This window comes from Paeniglutamicibacter antarcticus (assembly GCF_039544305.1).
Lineage (GTDB): Bacteria > Actinomycetota > Actinomycetes > Actinomycetales > Micrococcaceae > Paeniglutamicibacter > Paeniglutamicibacter antarcticus_C.
Genome location: NZ_BAABLK010000091.1, coordinates 19640 through 35277, shown reverse-complemented (window position 1 = coordinate 35277; position 15638 = coordinate 19640). Strand labels below are relative to the sequence as shown.

Here is a 15638-nt window from a genome sequence, read left to right as displayed (position 1 = left end):
CATGCGTATTCCCCTTTCATGGCTGCGCGAATACGCGCAGGTACCGGCCGATGCAACGGCCGAAGACGTCATGGCCGAGCTGGTCAAGGTCGGCCTCGAGGAAGAGGACGTGCACCGTCCCGCCGACGAGATCTCCGGGCCCATCGTGGTGGGACAGGTGCTCTCGGTCCTGAAGGAAGACCAGACCAACGGCAAGACCATCAACTGGTGCCAGGTCCGGGTCGTTCCCGAAGGTGCGGCACAGACGCTTGAGCACGAGGGCATCGAGCCCTCCGGGATCCAGGGAATCATCTGTGGTGCGCACAACTTCGTTGCCGGCGACAAGGTCGTGGTCACCCTTCCAGGTGCCGTGCTGCCCGGGGACTTCAGGATCAGCGCCCGGCAGACCTACGGCCACGTCTCGGCCGGCATGATCGCCTCGGCCAAGGAACTGGGCCTGGGCGAGGACCACGACGGCATCATCGTGCTCTCCCGGATGGGCCTTGACCCGGAAATCGGCACCGACGCGATGGAACTGCTCGGTCTCTATGACCAGGCAGCCGAAATCAACGTCACCCCGGACCGTTCCTATGCGTTCTCCATCCGTGGGGTGGCCCGCGAATACGCCCACGCCACGAACACGCCCTACACCGACCCGGCCTCACTGGTTTCCGTGGATGCGCCAACCGGTCCCGGCCACCCGGTTAAGCTGGCCGACGCTGCGGGGATCTACGGCAAGGACGGCTGCGACAGGTTCGTCACCCGATTAGTCACAAACGTGAACACCGCGCTGGCGACCCCGCCGTGGATGGCCAGCCGGCTGAACCTTGCCGGGATGCGCTCGATCTCACTTATCGTCGACATCTCCAACTACGTGATGCTCGAACTGGGCCAGCCGCTGCACTTCTACGATGCGGACAAGCTCACCGGGCCCATCACCGTGCGTCGCGCCAATCCCGGGGAAACACTGCTCACCCTGGATGCCAAGGAACGCAAACTGCACGTCGAGGACCTGTTGATCACCGACGAGACCGGTGCCATCGGCATTGCCGGTGTCATGGGCGGGGCCTCCACGGAGGTCTCGGGGACAACCAGCACCGTGCTGATCGAGGCTGCGCACTTCGAACCGATCACCATTGCCCGTTCGCGCCGACGCCACAAGCTGCCCTCCGAGGCCTCGAAGCGCTTTGAGCGCGGCGTTGACTGGGAGATCGCCGATACGGCAGCCCAGCGCGCGGTCGACCTGCTCGTCGAGCTGGCCGGCGGCACCGCCACAGGGCAGATCACCGACGAAGGCACGGCCCCTGCCCCGGTGCTCATCGAGTTGCCTGCAGACTTCGCCTCAAAACTGATCGGCATCGACTACACCGAGGACCAGATCACCTGGGCCCTGGGAGAAATCGGCGCGGAAGTCCGAAAAACCGAAACCGGCTACACGGTCACCGCACCATCCTGGCGTCCGGATTTGGAAACCAAGCAGGACCTGACCGAGGAAATCGCCCGGCTGGTGGGCTACCAGCTGATCCCGGCCACGCTGCCCACCGCCCCTCCGGGGCGCGGCTACAGCCGCGTGCAGTCCCAGCGACGACGCGTCATCCAGGCCCTGGCCGACTCGGGACTCACAGAAGTGCTGTCCTACCCGTTCGTCACCAAGGTGCAGAACGACACCTTCGGTGCGGCCGAGGCCGGGGAGGTACCCGCGGTGAAGCTGAACAACCCCATGTCCAGCGAATTCGGGTTCATGCGCACCTCGATCCTGCCGGGACTGCTGGGCATCGCCCGGCGCAACCACGGCCGCGGATTCCGCGACCTGGCGCTCTACGAAGCAGGCCAGGTCTTCCTCCCCGGGGACACCCTGGGAACCGCCTCGGTTCCGCCGCTGGGCATCAAGCCCTCCGAAGCTGAACTGGACGCGCTCTACAACGGCTTGCCGCACCAGCCCACCCACATCGCCGCGGTGCTCACCGGTCATGATTCCCCGGTGGCCGCGGACCACACCCCGCGCGTCTTTGACTGGGCCGATGCCCTGGACACCGCCAAGCTCATCGGCGACGTGCTGGGTGTCGAGGTGGTTGTGTCCCAGGGAGAGCACCAGGCGTTCCACCCGGGCCGCACCGCGGCACTGGCCCTGCGCAACGGCACGCACGTTGGCTACGCCGGTGAGCTGCACCCGAAGCTGCTGGCCGAGCTGGACCTTCCCGAGCGCACCGTGGCGATGGAAATCAACGCCGACGAGCTTTTCGAGGCCGCCGCCGATATCATTGTCGCCAAGGAAATCTCCACCTTCCCCATGTCCACCCAGGACGTTGCCCTGGTCGTGGACGCGGACATCGTGGCGGCTGACGTGCTTGAGACGCTGCGCGAGGGCGCAGGGGAGTTGCTGGAGGACATCGCGCTCTTTGACGTGTACTCCGGCACCGGCATAGAGGAGGGAAAGAAGTCGTTGGCCTTTGGCCTGCGCTTCCGCGCCTCCGACCGCACGCTGACCGCCGACGAGGCCTCCGAGGCGCGCACCGCCGCGGTGGCCCTGGCGGCCGAGCGATTCGCGGCTGTGCAGCGCTAACACCCACGAATAGCTGCGAAGCCCGGATGTCTTGACCTGGTGAGGGGAAGACATCCGGGCTTCGCTGTTTTGCGCGAAGACGGATCGGGGGGCCTCCCCGTTGCCAAGCGCAGCACCGGTTTCCAGCTCGATGCACCGAGGGCTGCCGCCCACCCCCTGCGGGGAAGGCGGCAGCCCTTGGATAGAGGGTCCCGGGGGAGCGGATCAGCCCTTGACGGAGCCGCTCATCAAGCCGCCGACAAAGTACTTGCCCAGCAGGATGTAGACGATCAGCGTCGGCACCGAGGCAATCAACGCACCGGCCATCGACGCGGCGTAGTCGGTGAGCTGGCCACCGGCCAGGAAGCTCAGCGCGATGGTCACCGGGCCGTTGCGTCCCGAGGAGAAGAACGCGGCAAACAGGTAGTCGTTCCAGGCCGAGGTGAACTGCCAGATCAGCACGACAACGAAACCCGGTGCCGAGACCGGGAAGATCACCGAGGCATAGGTGCGCAGGATCCCGGCGCCGTCCATGCGTGCGGCCTCAATGAGTTCGGAGGGAACCGACTCATAGTAGTTGCGAAAGATCAGCGTACAGATCGGCAACCCGTAGACGATGTGCAGCACCAGCAGCGAAGGGATGCCCTGGGGCACACCGAGGTTGCTCATCAGCTGGGTCAGCGGGATCATGACTGCCTGGTACGGGATGAACATACCAAAGAGGATCAGCGTGAACACGATGTTGGCACCGGGGAAACGCCACTTGGACAGGACGTAGCCGTTGATCGAGCCCAGCGTCGCGGAGATGAGCGCCGCGGGGATCACCAGGGCGAAGGTGCGCCCCAGTGCCGGGGCCAGCGTGGTCCAGGCCTTGACCCAGCCGTCGGTTTCCCAGGTGGTGGGAAGGAACCAGGCCCGCGAAGGGTCAGCGTCGGAAGGTCCCTTGAAGCTGGTGATGAACAGGACGTAGGCGGGGATCAGCACGATGGCGACGAAGAACAGCAACAGCCCATATTTCAGCGTCCGGTTCATCCTCCGGCGCCCGGGGTTCGGTGCGGTGGCCGCGGCCGGGGCCTCGGGGGCACGGTCAAGTGTTGAGGTGGCCATTAGCGCTTCTCCGCTCTCGAGGTGTACATGAGGTAAGGGATCACTACCAGTGCCACGAGCACCAGCAGGATCATGCCGATGGCGGCGGCATCAGCATAGTCGCTGCCAATGTACTTGACCCACATCATGGTCGCCGGGACCTGGACGTCGTAGGTGTTGGCGTCCGGGACGATTGCGCGGATGAGGTCGAAGAGCTTCAGCGACATGTGTCCGATGATGATCACTGCCGAGAGCATCACGGGGTGCAGCTGCGGGAAGATCACGTGGCGGTAGAGCTTCCATTCGGTGCAGCCGTCGATGCGTGCAGCTTCGCGCAGTTCCTCGGGGATGCCGCGGAAACCTGCCAGGAACAGTGCCATGACGTAGCCCGAGAGCTGCCAGATCGCGGGGACCGCGATCGCGGCTATGCCCCAGGTCGGGTTGGACCACCAGTCGTTCTGCAAGACGCCCAGGCCGATGGAGTCCAGCAAGCGGTTCAGGCCGGTGGCGCGTTCGCCACCGGGCTGGTCGGTCTGCAGGCTCGAGAGGAGCCAGCGCCAGACAACACCGGAGGCGATGAAGGAGACGGACATCGGGAAGAGGTACACGGCGCGGAAGAATCCCTCGCCCTTGGCGGGCTTTTCCAGGATCCAGGCCCAGAGGAACCCGATGACCAGCGTTCCGCCCAGGAAGACAACGGTCAGGATCAGCAGGTTCCACAGCGAGTGCTGGAAGTTGGAATCGGCCAAGAGGTTGGTGTAGTTCTCGAAGCCGACATATTTATTGCTCGGCTTTGCCGTGTGCTGGTTGGTCAGGCTGACCCGAAAATTCTCGATGATGAGCCAGTAGACGAATACGCCCACGAGGATGATGGTGGGTGCCAGGAGCAGTAGCCCCGGGCCCCAGTGTTTTACGCGCCTAAGCATGGGGTTCCTCCCTGGAGAAATGGGCGCCGCATGAAGGTGGGGGCGGTTGTTGCCTGCTCGGCCACTACCGCCCCCACACCCATGGTCTTGTTGCTAGTTGGCGAACTTCTGCGCGGTCGCTGCCGCGGAGTCCTGGAGGCCGGCAACGTCGCCGTCGCCACCGAACTTGCTGACCGCGGTGCTCAGGTCGTTGAGCCAGGCCACCGGAACGGCTGCCCCGTGGGCAAGGGAGGAAACGATCTTGTCCTTGGAGAAGTCCTCGATGGCGCTCTTCTGGTACTCGGAGAAGTCATCGGTCTTGGCAGTGGTGTTTGCCGGGATCGATCCCTTGACCTTATTGAAGGCTGCCTGTCCCTCGGCCGAACCAATGGTGGTCAGCCAGGCCTTGGCGCCATCCGGGTTCGGTGCGCCAACAGGAAGGGTGAAGGAGTCGGCGAGGAAGTTGAATACGCCAGCGGTTCCCGGCATCGGGAAGTAGGAGTAGTCGGTGCCGGCTTTCTTGCCGTCCTGTGCGAACTTGGCCTCGGCCCAGTCGCCCATGAGGTTGTAGGCCGCAGCGCCGTCCTCGACCAGCTGCGTGGCCGGGGCCCAGTCGCTGAGCGAGTCGCGGTCGGAGTTGGTGTAGCTCAGTGCTTTCTTGTAGGACTCGATTGCCTTGGTGACATCCGCGCCTTTCCAATCGGTTTTGCCGTCCCAGAGTCCGTTGTAGCCGTCAACGCCAAGGCTTGAGAGCAGGACGTTTTCGAACAGCTGGACCTGGGTCCAGGAGCCGGCAACCGCTAGGGGCGTCTTGCCCTTGGCCTTGATCTTGTCCATGTCGGCGAACCAGGCATCGAGGTCTTCGGCTGGCTTTTCCGGGTCCACGCCGGCGTCCTTGAGCACATCGACGTTGGCCCACACCACGTTGGAGCGGTGGATGTTCGATGGAACCGAGTAGATCTTGCCATCGACGGTGAGTCGGTCAACGAGGTCCGCGGGGAACTGCGCGGTCAGGTCGCTGGCCTTGTAGAAGTCGGTGAGGTCCTCGAGCTGGTCGGCATCGATGTAGTCCTGGAGCTCCGCACCGGCGTGTGCCTGGAACGAGTCCGGCGGGTTGCCGGCCTTGAGCTGGGCGGCAAGCACGCTCTTGGCCTGTGAACCTGCGCCGCCAGCGACGGCCAAGTTGTCGAACGTGAGGTTGGGGTAGTCGGTTCCGAAGACGTCAACAAGTGCGTCCAGGCCGGCCTTTTCCGAACCGTCGGCCCACCAGGTGAACACGCCGACGGAGCCCGTGGCTTCGCTGGCAGGTGCCGCACTTTCGGCGGGGCTGTCGCTGGATCCGCCGCACGCGGTGAGCGTGAGTCCCAATGTCGCGGCCGCTGCGATCAACGTAAGGCTACGTCGCATGTCTGCTCCTAGATTTGTTTGCAAATGTGAGAAATTGTCGAAATGTGTTTCAGTGCCACCTAATAGTTACCTGTGTCACTGGTTTCAGTCAACTACTGAACACAATTGTCATCGATTTGTTGCATCCGGCAGTTGAACTATTGTGGTGGATCTGTACTTGCGAAGTATCAGGGCCACGGCGCCAAGCGCCTCGGCACGGTCACCGAGCATTGACATGTGCAGTGCGGTGTTTTCTGCAACCAGCGGGATGGCGTGGCGGTTTAGACCTCTGCGGATGGGAGCCAGCAGGAAGTCCCCCAGTGGCGCCAGCGGACCGCCGATGACCATTGCTTCCGGATTTATCAGGTTGGCGATATTCGCTAGCGCATGCCCAACGGCGACCCCAGCGTCATCAATCACGCGCAAGGTGGCTGAATCCCCGGAAAGGGCCCGTTCGATAACGTCCTCCACACTGATGGGCCGCCCTTCCGCTTGGGCAAGCAGCTCGATCATCGTGGAGGTCGACGCGGCGGTTTCCAGACAGCCTCGATTTCCGCAGCGACAGATGGCGCCTTGGTCAAAGATGGTGGCATGCCCGATCTCGCCGGTGATCCCCAGGTGGCCGTAGTACAGCGCGCCGTTGAGGATCAAACCCGATCCGATGCCGGTGCCGATCTTCAAGAAGCAGAGGTCTTCACACGTTTGGTGCTCGCCCCAAGTGATTTGGGCCAGGGCCCCAAGGTTCGCGTCGTTGTCGATCATCACCGCAATGCCCAAGGCGGAGCGCAACTGCCCGGCAATGTCAATGCCGACCCATTCCGGAAGGATGGCCCCGTGGATGACCATGTTGTTCCTGTGGTCAATGGGTCCGGGCACCCCGATGCCGGCCCCCAGCAGCTCTTGCTGCTTGATGCCGGTGCGTGCGCACGCCTCGGCAAGCATTTGGGCTGCGACAACAATGCTTTCTTCGGCGCAGTGCCCGATCGATAGTGATCTGAAGCTCTCATCGAGTAAGCGGAACCCGGGATGGGCCAGCACCACGCGGACATTGCTACGCCCGAAGTCGATGCCTGCTGCCACATCTGCGACGTCAAGGAGGGCCACCCCTTGGGCGCGACGACCGGAGCTGGTCACCGGGGCCGTTTGTACTCGGTGTTGGGCAGTCAAGGATTTTACGATGTTGGAGATGGTCGCGCTGGACAGCCCGGTGGCGCGCGCCAATTCGGCCTGCGTCAAGGTGCTTTGGGCGCCGAGGGTGTCAAGGACCCGCTGCTCATTGAGCCTGCGCAGGGCGGACTGCGACCCGGGGTTGGTTCCCTCAGGAGTGGTTGGTGTGACGTCGTTCATGGTCGGAGATGCCCCAAAATTACATTCTTGTCAAGAAGTGAAGACAGTTTGTTTCTTAGGCTTACGAAGTTGAATGCGAGATGTTTGGTTGTTCGAGTCGGCTAACCCTGCTGGTGCAGTGGTGACGAGTATGCGGCCCTTTTCACTTGCCGGCCCAATCCGCCCTTACCCCGATGGAGCTCGCTTTTTTGGGGGTGGCGTGCGCATCCTCGGCGACATTAAGGCCAGCAACGTGGAATGGTGAGGCACCGGGGGCGGATTCACTGCGCGGGGTATTGGCCAGCATTTGCCCTGTCCCACACGGTCTTTCATGCCTTCCCGGCAGCGGTCGTCCCCGGACGAGGGGGTGGAGGGCTCGATTTCCCCCACAGATCGGCATGGTGCGGGCGAAGGACACCTCCCTGGCATCTGCGGACCGTGGCCCGACGGGTGGTCAACAACGACCTCGCTACGGTCTGGTTTAGCGTGTCCAGCGATAGGGCGTGGTCGTTGAGACCTTCAGGAGCCCGAACCGTTCCAGGATGGGGCGTGAGTATTCGGTGGAGTCGCTGTGGATGAGCGACTTGCCCATGTGCAGTGCCGAGCGCGCCCGTGCAGCGGTCAACGCGCGGTAGATCCCGAGTCCGCGCCATTCCTTGCGGGTGGTGCCTCCCCAGATCCCGGCAAAGCCGCTGTCCTGGACCGGCTCCAGCCGTCCTGCGCCGACGATTCTGCCATCGGCCTCGGCTACCCAGAGTTCCATCCCGTCGTCCAGGGCCAAGCGACGCAGCAATGCTTCGGCCATTTCCTCGGAAACCGGATCGCCAAAGACTTCGCCCTGCATCGCGCTCATCGCCCGCACATCCGAGTCCTCGCTCAACTGCCGAAGTGCCACACCCTCGGGCAAGGGGAGATCGATCGCTAGCGCCGAGGCCGCACCGATCATGATCGATTCGGTCTCGTCCCGGATGAACCCATGCTCCAGCAGGGCCTCGTGCAGTCCCGGGGCGTGGTCGTGCCCGCGGGTCTTCCACTCCACTCGGGTGATTTTCGGGCTGTCCCGGTAGTGGTCCATGGCCCCGGACACGAGACGGCGGATGGCATTTCCACCTGCCGCGCCGAGGTCCTGGTACGTCACGAATCCCCGTCCATGCATGAATGTCACCAGGCGCAACGGACCCAGAATGCTCACGCTGGTGGCGCTGGGTGTCTCGGCGTCGGTGCGCAGCTGATCGTCGTAGGCGGCCAGGAAACGTGCCCTTGGTGTCGATTGATTGTGGGTCATGTGTCCATCTTTGCCCACGGAGCGCGCCCGTGGACAACACATGCGCGGAGTGATCATGGAACCGGGCCTTGGTGATGCGTGGGGGACTCCTGCGGGGGACAGGCGTCAGCGCCGGCCTGAGCGCATGGCCTTGAGGACCGTGACTGGCCTTTCAGCAGACTGAAGTGTGTCATTCGGTAGTCGACCATCCGTTGAGAGCGCCAGGTACTCGGCGGAACCAATCGCGTAGAGGGCGATGCGCCCGTCGTGGTTCGCGTGGATGCCCCAGCCGTATCTCTTGCCGAGGTCCGATGCCCGCAGGCATGCTCGCGGGGTGATGAAGTAATCCTCCCGCACCAGCGGCCGATCCGAGTGCGCCATTTCGGCTCGGTCCGCGTAGACCGTGTAGATGACATCGTCCGAGGTGTACCCGTAGGGGTTGTGCGCGATCAATGCGAAGGTGCGCGAGGCTATCGAGGGGTTCGCGGGTTTCACCGGCGGAATGACCCCGTGGTCCGCAGGGCAGTCATCGGCGACCGCGATGGACGTGTTCACGTAGTTGGTCGTGTGCATGATTCTTTCTCTTCCGTGGGTCGGGTGCGGGTCAAGCGTGCCGGCCGAGCCTGGCCAGGACCGCGGTCATCCGGTCCGCATCGGCGGGTGCGGGCACACCGGGCTTGCAGATCCCGTCCATGTAGAGTGCGTCGCCGAAGCCGGAGATGCCGCGTTCAAGCCGATCGATCTCGGTGCTGGTCAATTCCGCCTCTAGGCCCGTACCCCGGGCGATGTCCCATCGATGGGCAATCATGTCCCACACGTAGAACTGTACGAGGGTCTCACCGATGGTTGATGGTCCGAAGCCGCCGTCGAACCCCGCTGATGCGACAGCATCGTCGGCTACCGCATCAAGCACCGAGGCACTGTGCAACCTCCATGTCGTTGCCGGATCGACACCGGGTGGAGGGTCTGAGAGACCGATGTCGTTGCGGATCAAGAAATCACGCTGCGTGTGGATCAGGTGGCTGACAACATCAGCCACCGTCCATTGCTCGCACGGCGAGGGGTTATCCCATTGTTCGGCACCCACCCCGTGAAGGAGCAGGGACAAGGGAATGCTTGCTGCCTGGTAATCGGCTGTGGTTGAGTTCATGGGCATAACGTATCTCCGCCTCGAGATCGGCGATTGATGAAACCCGACACGAACGCCCAACGCCTTGATCCGATCGAGCGCGCGCATCTGCGAGACCCGCAGGACCTCTCGCACACCATCCACAGATACCCTCCGCAAGCGGAATTCACCGATTTCATTGGCCGCTTCTGGTTCCCGGTGTGGTCGGTGCCGTCGGGTGCTCGAGCCGTCCAGCGGGTGCTGCAATATCCCGTATGCCTCGTGGTTGTCACCGCCGAGTATTCCCGCTTCTACGGTGTGGTCTCCGGGTTGTCCACCACCGCGCTCGCCGGAGATGGCTGGGCGGCCGGGGTGATGCTCACTGCTGCCGGTGGACATCGGCTCACGGGGCGGTCCGTGGATGAATTCACCGATCGACACGTCGATCTCTCCCAGGTTCTTCCCTCCAACGGCGCGCAGCTGACCGCAGAGATCCGACGTCTCATGGCGGAGCATCCAGCAGCCGAAGATTCCCACCGTGCCGTGATGGCGGTGTATGAGAAGGCTCTTCGCGGCTTTCTGCCCATCGACGAGGAGGGGCACCTGGTCAACGAGATCGTGGGATACGTGGAGAGCAATCCCGAGGTGTTGCGGGTCGCCGGGATATGCGCACACTTCGGCTTGTCCGAGCGTACCGTGCAGAGGCTGGTGCGACGCCGGCTGGGCTTGACGCCAAAATGGCTGATCCAGCGCAGACGCCTGCACGAAGCGGCCGAGCGGCTGCGCGAATCGCCGGCGTCCACCGCAGAACTGGCGATTCTCCTGGGCTACGCCGACCAAGCTCATTTCATCCGGGACTTCAAGAAGGTCACGGCCCTGACTCCAGGCCAGTTCTCCGCCCAAAGCCGCGGCTGATCCCCAGAACACGCCCAAGCCCCGTCCTAGGACCTTGGCGGGGTTCCCTTCCCGGTGCCGGAGGCTGCGGCTTCCGTGCGGACCCGTGCGGGCAAGGTGTCATGCCGGCGTTCCAGGGCAATGATGTCACGAAGGAACGACGCGCTTAGCAAGGCCAAGCTGAGTCCCAGGACGCTCGCGGCCAGGGACTCTGGCACCACGGGAACCAGCGCGATGACCAAGACAACTGCCTGGATGGCGGCCGTGATCCTGCGGAATTGGCTGAATTCCAGTGGTGCCCGCAGCGCAGGACGCCACCACGAAAGAGCGACGAATCCATAGCGCATCAGACCGATTGCCAGTACCCAGGGCCCCAACGTGAAGGCCAGCGGCACCGTGAGTGCCAGCATCAATGCCGCATCGGTTTCCATGTCCAGCCTGGCACCTTGTGCGGTGGCCGTGCCGGTGCGCCGGGCGACCGTCCCGTCAACGGCGTCCAGCAGCACCGCGGGGGCCGCCAGCAGCACCAGCCACCACGAGCGGTGCGGCAGTGAGCCCAGGGCGGCCAATACGATGATCGTGGCGCAGCCCCCACCTAGCACGGCGCGGCCCAAGGTCACACGGTCAGCCGGGGTCGAGAATAAAGGCCTGCGGCGCACGATGCCCAGAACGGCTACGGAGACCAGGGCCAGCCCGCCGGTCACCGCCGCGAGGCCTTCCCAGCCGGGGGCCCGCCCGAACTGCACCACCACAATGCCCAGCCCCACGGAACCCAAAACCGTGCACAGCGCATCCACGAGCGCCTTGCGCTGCGTGCGGTCACTCGAGCGGTGCATCGTGTTCCTTCCGTTTTGCCTTGGGTACCTCGCCCAAAGTCTACTGGCGCCCCGCGGGGAATTCGTGGCCCCGAGGTCGGGAACCGCTGGGGCGAAGGCCGTGAAGCTAGGGTTGGACCATGGATCCACACCAGCCTCTGCAGGGCACCGCATATTGGACGACGGGTTTTCAGGCCGGCGAACTCCGCCTCGGGCAGCTGCCAGCTCCCGGGCCGGGCGAAGCATTGGTGCGCAGTCTCTACTCCGGGGTCAGCCGCGGCACCGAGATGCTGGTCTACCACGGAGAAGTCCCGGCGTCGATCGCCTCCAGGATGCGGGCGCCCTTCCAGGAAGGGGACTTCGATTTTCCCGTGAAATACGGCTACCTTTCGGTTGGCGTCGTCGAACAGGGACCCCCCGGGTTTTTGGGGCGACGGGTGTTTTGCCTGTATCCCCACCAAGACCGCTACGTGGTGCCTGTGGACGCGTTGAGCTTCATTCCGGAGAATGTTCCCAGCAAGCGTGCCATCCTGGCCGGGCCGGTGGAGACGGCGTTGAACGCACTGTGGGACGTTGCGCCCTGCATGGGGGATCGCGTTGCCGTGATCGGCGGCGGGATGATCGGTTCCTCGCTGGCCGCATTGTTGCGCAGCTTCCCGCTGGCGGAACTGCAGCTAGTGGATCCCGATCCGTCCAAGCGGGAGATGTCCCAAAGCATGGGTATCAAAGCGGTCACGCCGGAACAAGCAGCGGGGGGATGCGACATCGTCTACCACGCCTCCACCACCGACGAGGGCCTGGCCCGGGGACTTGAACTGCTCGCCGACGAAGGAGAAATGGTTGAGCTCTCATGGTTTGGTTCCCATGTTCCCGGGGTGCCGCTCGGTGCCGACTTCCACGCCCGCCGCCTGCGCATCACCTCCAGCCAGGTCTCCATGATTGGACGGGCCCGCAAGCACCGGCATACCCACGCATCGCGCATGGAACTGGTGATGTCGGCACTGGGGGATCCGGTGTTCGACGCGCTGATCAGCGGAGAATCGGCCTTCGTCGAGTTGCCGCGAGTCATCGCGGATTTGGCCAGCGGGGCCCTGCCGTCGCTGTGCCGTGCGATCAGCTACCCCGGGAACAGCTAGGAAACGGTGGCGCTGTCCATCGCAGCGCACCGCGGCATGATCCGTCCCGGTAGGCTCGTTGCACGTGCCGTGATGCCCCAATGGGGGCATTCGCGGTGAGGACCCGCCAGAAAGGCCCTTGAATGTATTCCTTGACCGTGCGAGACCACGTCATGATTGCCCATAGCCTCCCGGACCCCTTCTTCGGCCCCGCCCAAGGTTTGCACGGCGCGACCTTGGTCATCGAAGCGACATGGAGACGTGCCGAACTTGGTCCGCAGTCGGTGGTGATGGATATCGGGGCGGCAACCGCCATGCTTTCGGAAGTACTGGAGACCCTGAGGTATTCAAACCTCGATGAGCATCCCGCCTTTGCCGGACGCCTGAGCACCACCGAAGCGGTTGCCGGGTACATCGGCAAGGAACTGTGCTTGCGCTTTGACACGACGAAGTTCGCTGGACTCGAGATCCTGCTGCGTGAGCACCCGGATGCTTGGGCCTCCCATGCCGTCACCTTCGGCTGAGTCCTCCGGGGTCACGTTCCTGGCTCCTGCAGGCTTGCCCGGACCCAGCGGGGGGAGTCGCTACAACGCTGCCCTGGTACTGGCCCTCCAAAGAATGGGGTATCCGGTCACGATGAGGGCCATCCCCGGTGCCTGGCCGTGGCCGGCACCGGGCGATCTTGACGTGTTGCGCGCAGCGATCACCCCGGGCTCCCGAATAGTCATCGACGGCCTCATCGCCTGCGCTGCACCGGCCGAAATTCGGGAGGCCTGCGCATCAGGAACCCGGGTCCACGTCCTGTTCCACCTCTCGTTGCTGGCAGAATCCGGCCTGCCTTCCGGGGAGCGGGAAGCACTGCGTGAGAAGGAACGGCAGGTGGTGCAGGAGGCGCACAGCGTCATCTGCACCAGCGAATGGGCGGCGCAGGACCTGCAGGGCCGCTATGGCCCGTTGCCTACGCACGTCTTGCTTCCGGGCACCGACCCGGCATTGCCGGCCGTAGGCAGCACCCCGCCACAGATGCTCCTGTTGGCATCTCTCACCCCCCGCAAGAACCACTTGGCCATCCTGCGTGCCTTGTCCGGCCTGCAGGATCTTTCGTGGCGGATCATGGTCGTTGGTCCGGACACGGCGGACCCCGGTTATGCCAAGGACGTCCGCGAGTTCGTGGGCAACGCGTTCGACGAAGGACGGGTGCAGGTCATCGGGACTCGAACCGGCAGCGAGCTGGAAAGCATCTGGATGGCCACCGACCTGCTGCTGCTGGTCTCGCGCGCCGAGACATTCGGGATGGTGGTCACCGAGGCCCTCGCCCACGGGATTCCCGCCGTCGTCGGTTCCGGAACCGGATCACAGGAGGCCTTGGCCTTGGCCGGGTTCCCGGTGCCCGGAGCCGAAGTGCCGCCCGATGACCCGGCGGCACTTGCATCGGTGTTACGACGCTGGCTCACCGATGCCCGGTTGCGCTCGGAATGGAGCGATGCCGCCGTGGCCACCCGCGATAGACTGCCGACATGGAACCAGACAGCACATCAAATGCAGCGGATCCTCACCTTGTGAACGAACTCGAACGCCCGATTGCCAGCGATTGGCTGGCCTTGCGTCGTGAAGCCGACGAGCGAGCCCGCGAAGCTGCCAGACCCTTGCTGGAGAGACTCGCCGCGCATTTTTCCGGCACCGTCGTGGAGGTCATCGATGTCGGGGCGGGAACCGGCGCCAACCAGGCTTGGCTCGCACCCCGCCTCGGTTTCGAGCAGAGATGGACGCTGCTGGATCACGACCCGGCACTGCTGGCGCTGGCCGGGGAGAGCCGGAACGAGGGATCGGTGGAGCGCATCAGGCGGGTTGTCGCCGGGATCGAGGACCTGGCGACGCTGCCCCAGGCAGCAGCCGAGCACGTTCTTCTCACCTGCTCGGCGCTGCTTGATTTACTCAGTCTGGACCAGCTTGATGGATTCTGCGATTTCCTGATAGGCAGGGACATCCCGGCCTTACTCTGTCTCAGTGTCACCGGGGTCGTGGAGGTGGTTCCGGGGCACAGCTTGGACGAGGCTGTGAATACGGCCTTCAACGATCACCAACGCCGCGCTTGCCTGGCTGGACCTCAGGCCATCGGGCATGTCGCGGAGCGGCTCCGGGCCGCGGGCATGGACGTCCAGCTCACGGACACGGACTGGACCCTGGGCCCGGCCGAGAGCGCGTTGGTCCGTCGCTACCTGAATGATCGGGCCGACGCCGTCATGGAGCATGAAACGGCCGGGGACATCGGTGTGGCCCGGTGGTTGGCCGATAGATTGGCCCGTGAGCGTGAAGGTGCACTGCGTGTGCGTGTCGGGCACCAGGACCTCTTGTGCCTACCGCGGCCATGAAGGGGTGTACCGGGGTGAAGTTAGGCGCCTGGGCAGTGCGGTGGCCCCAGTGAGACGCCGTCCCCTGGTCCTGGGCATGGTGCAAGTTGCCGTGGCCGCCGGAATCCTGCTCTGGATAGTTGGCCTGTGGGGTGCCGGTCCTTTTGCCGCGGCCGCTTCGGTCCTCACTCTTCCGGCAGTTCTCGGAGCACTGCTCTTGGGTTTGGTTGGCGTTGCGGTGCAGGCCCAAAGGTGGAGAATGATCGCCCTCGGCCAAGGTATCGACGTGGGCCTTGGCTCAGCGGTGGGGCGTTGCTGGCAGGCGGCCTTTGTCAATGCGGTGCTTCCGGGCGGGTTGGCCGGAGACGTATTGCGTGCCGTGGAAGAGCGCCCGGGTGCGGGCCTGCTACGCAGGGACGTGCTGAAGCGAAGCGTGGGCGCTGTCTCGGCTGAACGCCTCGCGGGTACATCCGTGGTCTTTCTTGCCGCGGGAATCCCCTTGATGGGCTTGAGTCCCGGGGTCGGGCTGCTGTCATTGGCCGTGGCGGCCGCGGCAGCGACAATCGCTTGGCAGTGGCTGCGCAGGCTCACCAAGCGGGGCATCGGATTGGTGTCCGTGCTTTCGGTGGTCGGTTGGTGTGCCTTTGCGCTGTTGTTCTTGCTGGCTTGCCGTGCCCTGGCGCCGGAATTGCCCTTTGCGCAGATCCCCGTCCTGGCGGCCATCACCTTGGCCGGCATGTCCATCCCGCTTAACATCGCAGGGTGGGGTCCTCGGGAGGGCGCGGCCGCGCTGGGATTCATGTTGCTCGGGCACTCGGCCGAACAAGGCGTGGGTGTCTCTGTGGCCTATGGCATCCTTGCCTTGGT

14 protein-coding genes and 1 pseudogene are annotated in these 15638 nt (G+C 64.3%); 7 read left to right on the top strand and 8 right to left on the bottom strand.

Annotated features, from left to right (window positions below; translation table 11 throughout):
* Position 1: 1 nt before the first annotated feature.
* Positions 2-2542, top strand: a complete 2541-nt coding sequence (gene pheT / locus ABEA12_RS17020) for a phenylalanine--tRNA ligase subunit beta (RefSeq protein WP_210101308.1) — start codon at positions 2-4, stop codon at positions 2540-2542.
* Between the two features lie 204 nt (positions 2543-2746).
* Here the strand turns inward: pheT and ABEA12_RS17015 are convergent, their stop codons facing one another.
* The 7 genes from ABEA12_RS17015 to ABEA12_RS16985 form a co-directional block, all read right to left on the bottom strand.
* The gene (locus ABEA12_RS17015; RefSeq protein WP_210101307.1) at positions 2747-3628 is read right to left on the bottom strand and encodes a carbohydrate ABC transporter permease; all 882 of its coding nucleotides are present in this window, start codon (positions 3626-3628) and stop codon (positions 2747-2749) included.
* Positions 3628-4533, bottom strand: coding sequence for a carbohydrate ABC transporter permease (locus tag ABEA12_RS17010; RefSeq protein ID WP_210101306.1), 906 nt, complete (start codon positions 4531-4533; stop codon positions 3628-3630). Before ABEA12_RS17010 ends, ABEA12_RS17015 begins: the two co-directional genes overlap by 1 nt.
* A gap of 93 nt (positions 4534-4626) precedes the next feature.
* Positions 4627-5919, bottom strand: a complete 1293-nt coding sequence (locus ABEA12_RS17005; RefSeq protein ID WP_210101305.1) for an ABC transporter substrate-binding protein — start codon at positions 5917-5919, stop codon at positions 4627-4629.
* Between the two features lie 108 nt (positions 5920-6027).
* Positions 6028-7245 (bottom strand): ROK family transcriptional regulator, encoded by a 1218-nt coding sequence (locus tag ABEA12_RS17000; RefSeq protein WP_210101304.1) that lies wholly within the window; start codon positions 7243-7245, stop codon positions 6028-6030.
* A gap of 460 nt (positions 7246-7705) precedes the next feature.
* Positions 7706-8509, bottom strand: coding sequence for a GNAT family N-acetyltransferase (locus tag ABEA12_RS16995; protein ID WP_210101303.1), 804 nt, complete (start codon positions 8507-8509; stop codon positions 7706-7708).
* 105 nt (positions 8510-8614) lie between these two features.
* A complete protein-coding gene (locus tag ABEA12_RS16990; RefSeq protein WP_210101302.1) occupies positions 8615-9061 on the bottom strand; it encodes a DUF6157 family protein in 447 nt (148 codons plus the stop codon).
* Between the two features lie 31 nt (positions 9062-9092).
* Positions 9093-9638, bottom strand: coding sequence for a maleylpyruvate isomerase family mycothiol-dependent enzyme (locus ABEA12_RS16985; protein ID WP_345469047.1), 546 nt, complete (start codon positions 9636-9638; stop codon positions 9093-9095).
* A gap of 36 nt (positions 9639-9674) precedes the next feature.
* Between ABEA12_RS16985 and ABEA12_RS16980 the strand changes: the two genes are divergently transcribed.
* Positions 9675-10511: an AraC family transcriptional regulator gene (locus tag ABEA12_RS16980; protein ID WP_210101300.1), complete on the top strand. Its 837-nt coding sequence runs from the start codon at positions 9675-9677 to the stop codon at positions 10509-10511.
* 26 nt (positions 10512-10537) lie between these two features.
* Here ABEA12_RS16980 and ABEA12_RS16975 read toward each other — a convergent pair whose 3' ends face one another.
* Positions 10538-11326 (bottom strand): CDP-alcohol phosphatidyltransferase family protein, encoded by a 789-nt coding sequence (locus tag ABEA12_RS16975; RefSeq protein WP_210101299.1) that lies wholly within the window; start codon positions 11324-11326, stop codon positions 10538-10540.
* A 119-nt stretch (positions 11327-11445) separates the two neighbouring features.
* Here ABEA12_RS16975 and ABEA12_RS16970 point away from each other — a divergent pair, with 119 nt between their 5' ends.
* From ABEA12_RS16970 to ABEA12_RS16950, 5 genes and pseudogenes are all read left to right on the top strand, one after another.
* On the top strand, positions 11446-12441 hold the full coding sequence (locus ABEA12_RS16970) for a zinc-dependent alcohol dehydrogenase (protein WP_210101298.1): 996 nt from the start codon (positions 11446-11448) through the stop codon (positions 12439-12441).
* A 122-nt stretch (positions 12442-12563) separates the two neighbouring features.
* Positions 12564-12944, top strand: a complete 381-nt coding sequence (locus ABEA12_RS16965) for a 6-pyruvoyl trahydropterin synthase family protein (protein WP_210101297.1) — start codon at positions 12564-12566, stop codon at positions 12942-12944.
* 112 nt (positions 12945-13056) lie between these two features.
* Complete coding sequence (locus tag ABEA12_RS16960; RefSeq protein WP_210101296.1) at positions 13057-13983, top strand: glycosyltransferase family 4 protein; 927 nt, start codon at positions 13057-13059, stop codon at positions 13981-13983.
* Entirely contained in the window at positions 13980-14792 is an 813-nt protein-coding gene (locus ABEA12_RS16955) for a class I SAM-dependent methyltransferase (RefSeq protein ID WP_210101295.1), read from the top strand. The genes ABEA12_RS16960 and ABEA12_RS16955 overlap by 4 nt, the downstream gene beginning before the upstream one ends.
* Positions 14793-14868: 76 nt before the next feature.
* Positions 14869-15591, top strand: a pseudogene (locus tag ABEA12_RS16950) (lysylphosphatidylglycerol synthase domain-containing protein); the annotation flags it as partial.
* Positions 15592-15638: the final 47 nt, after the last annotated feature.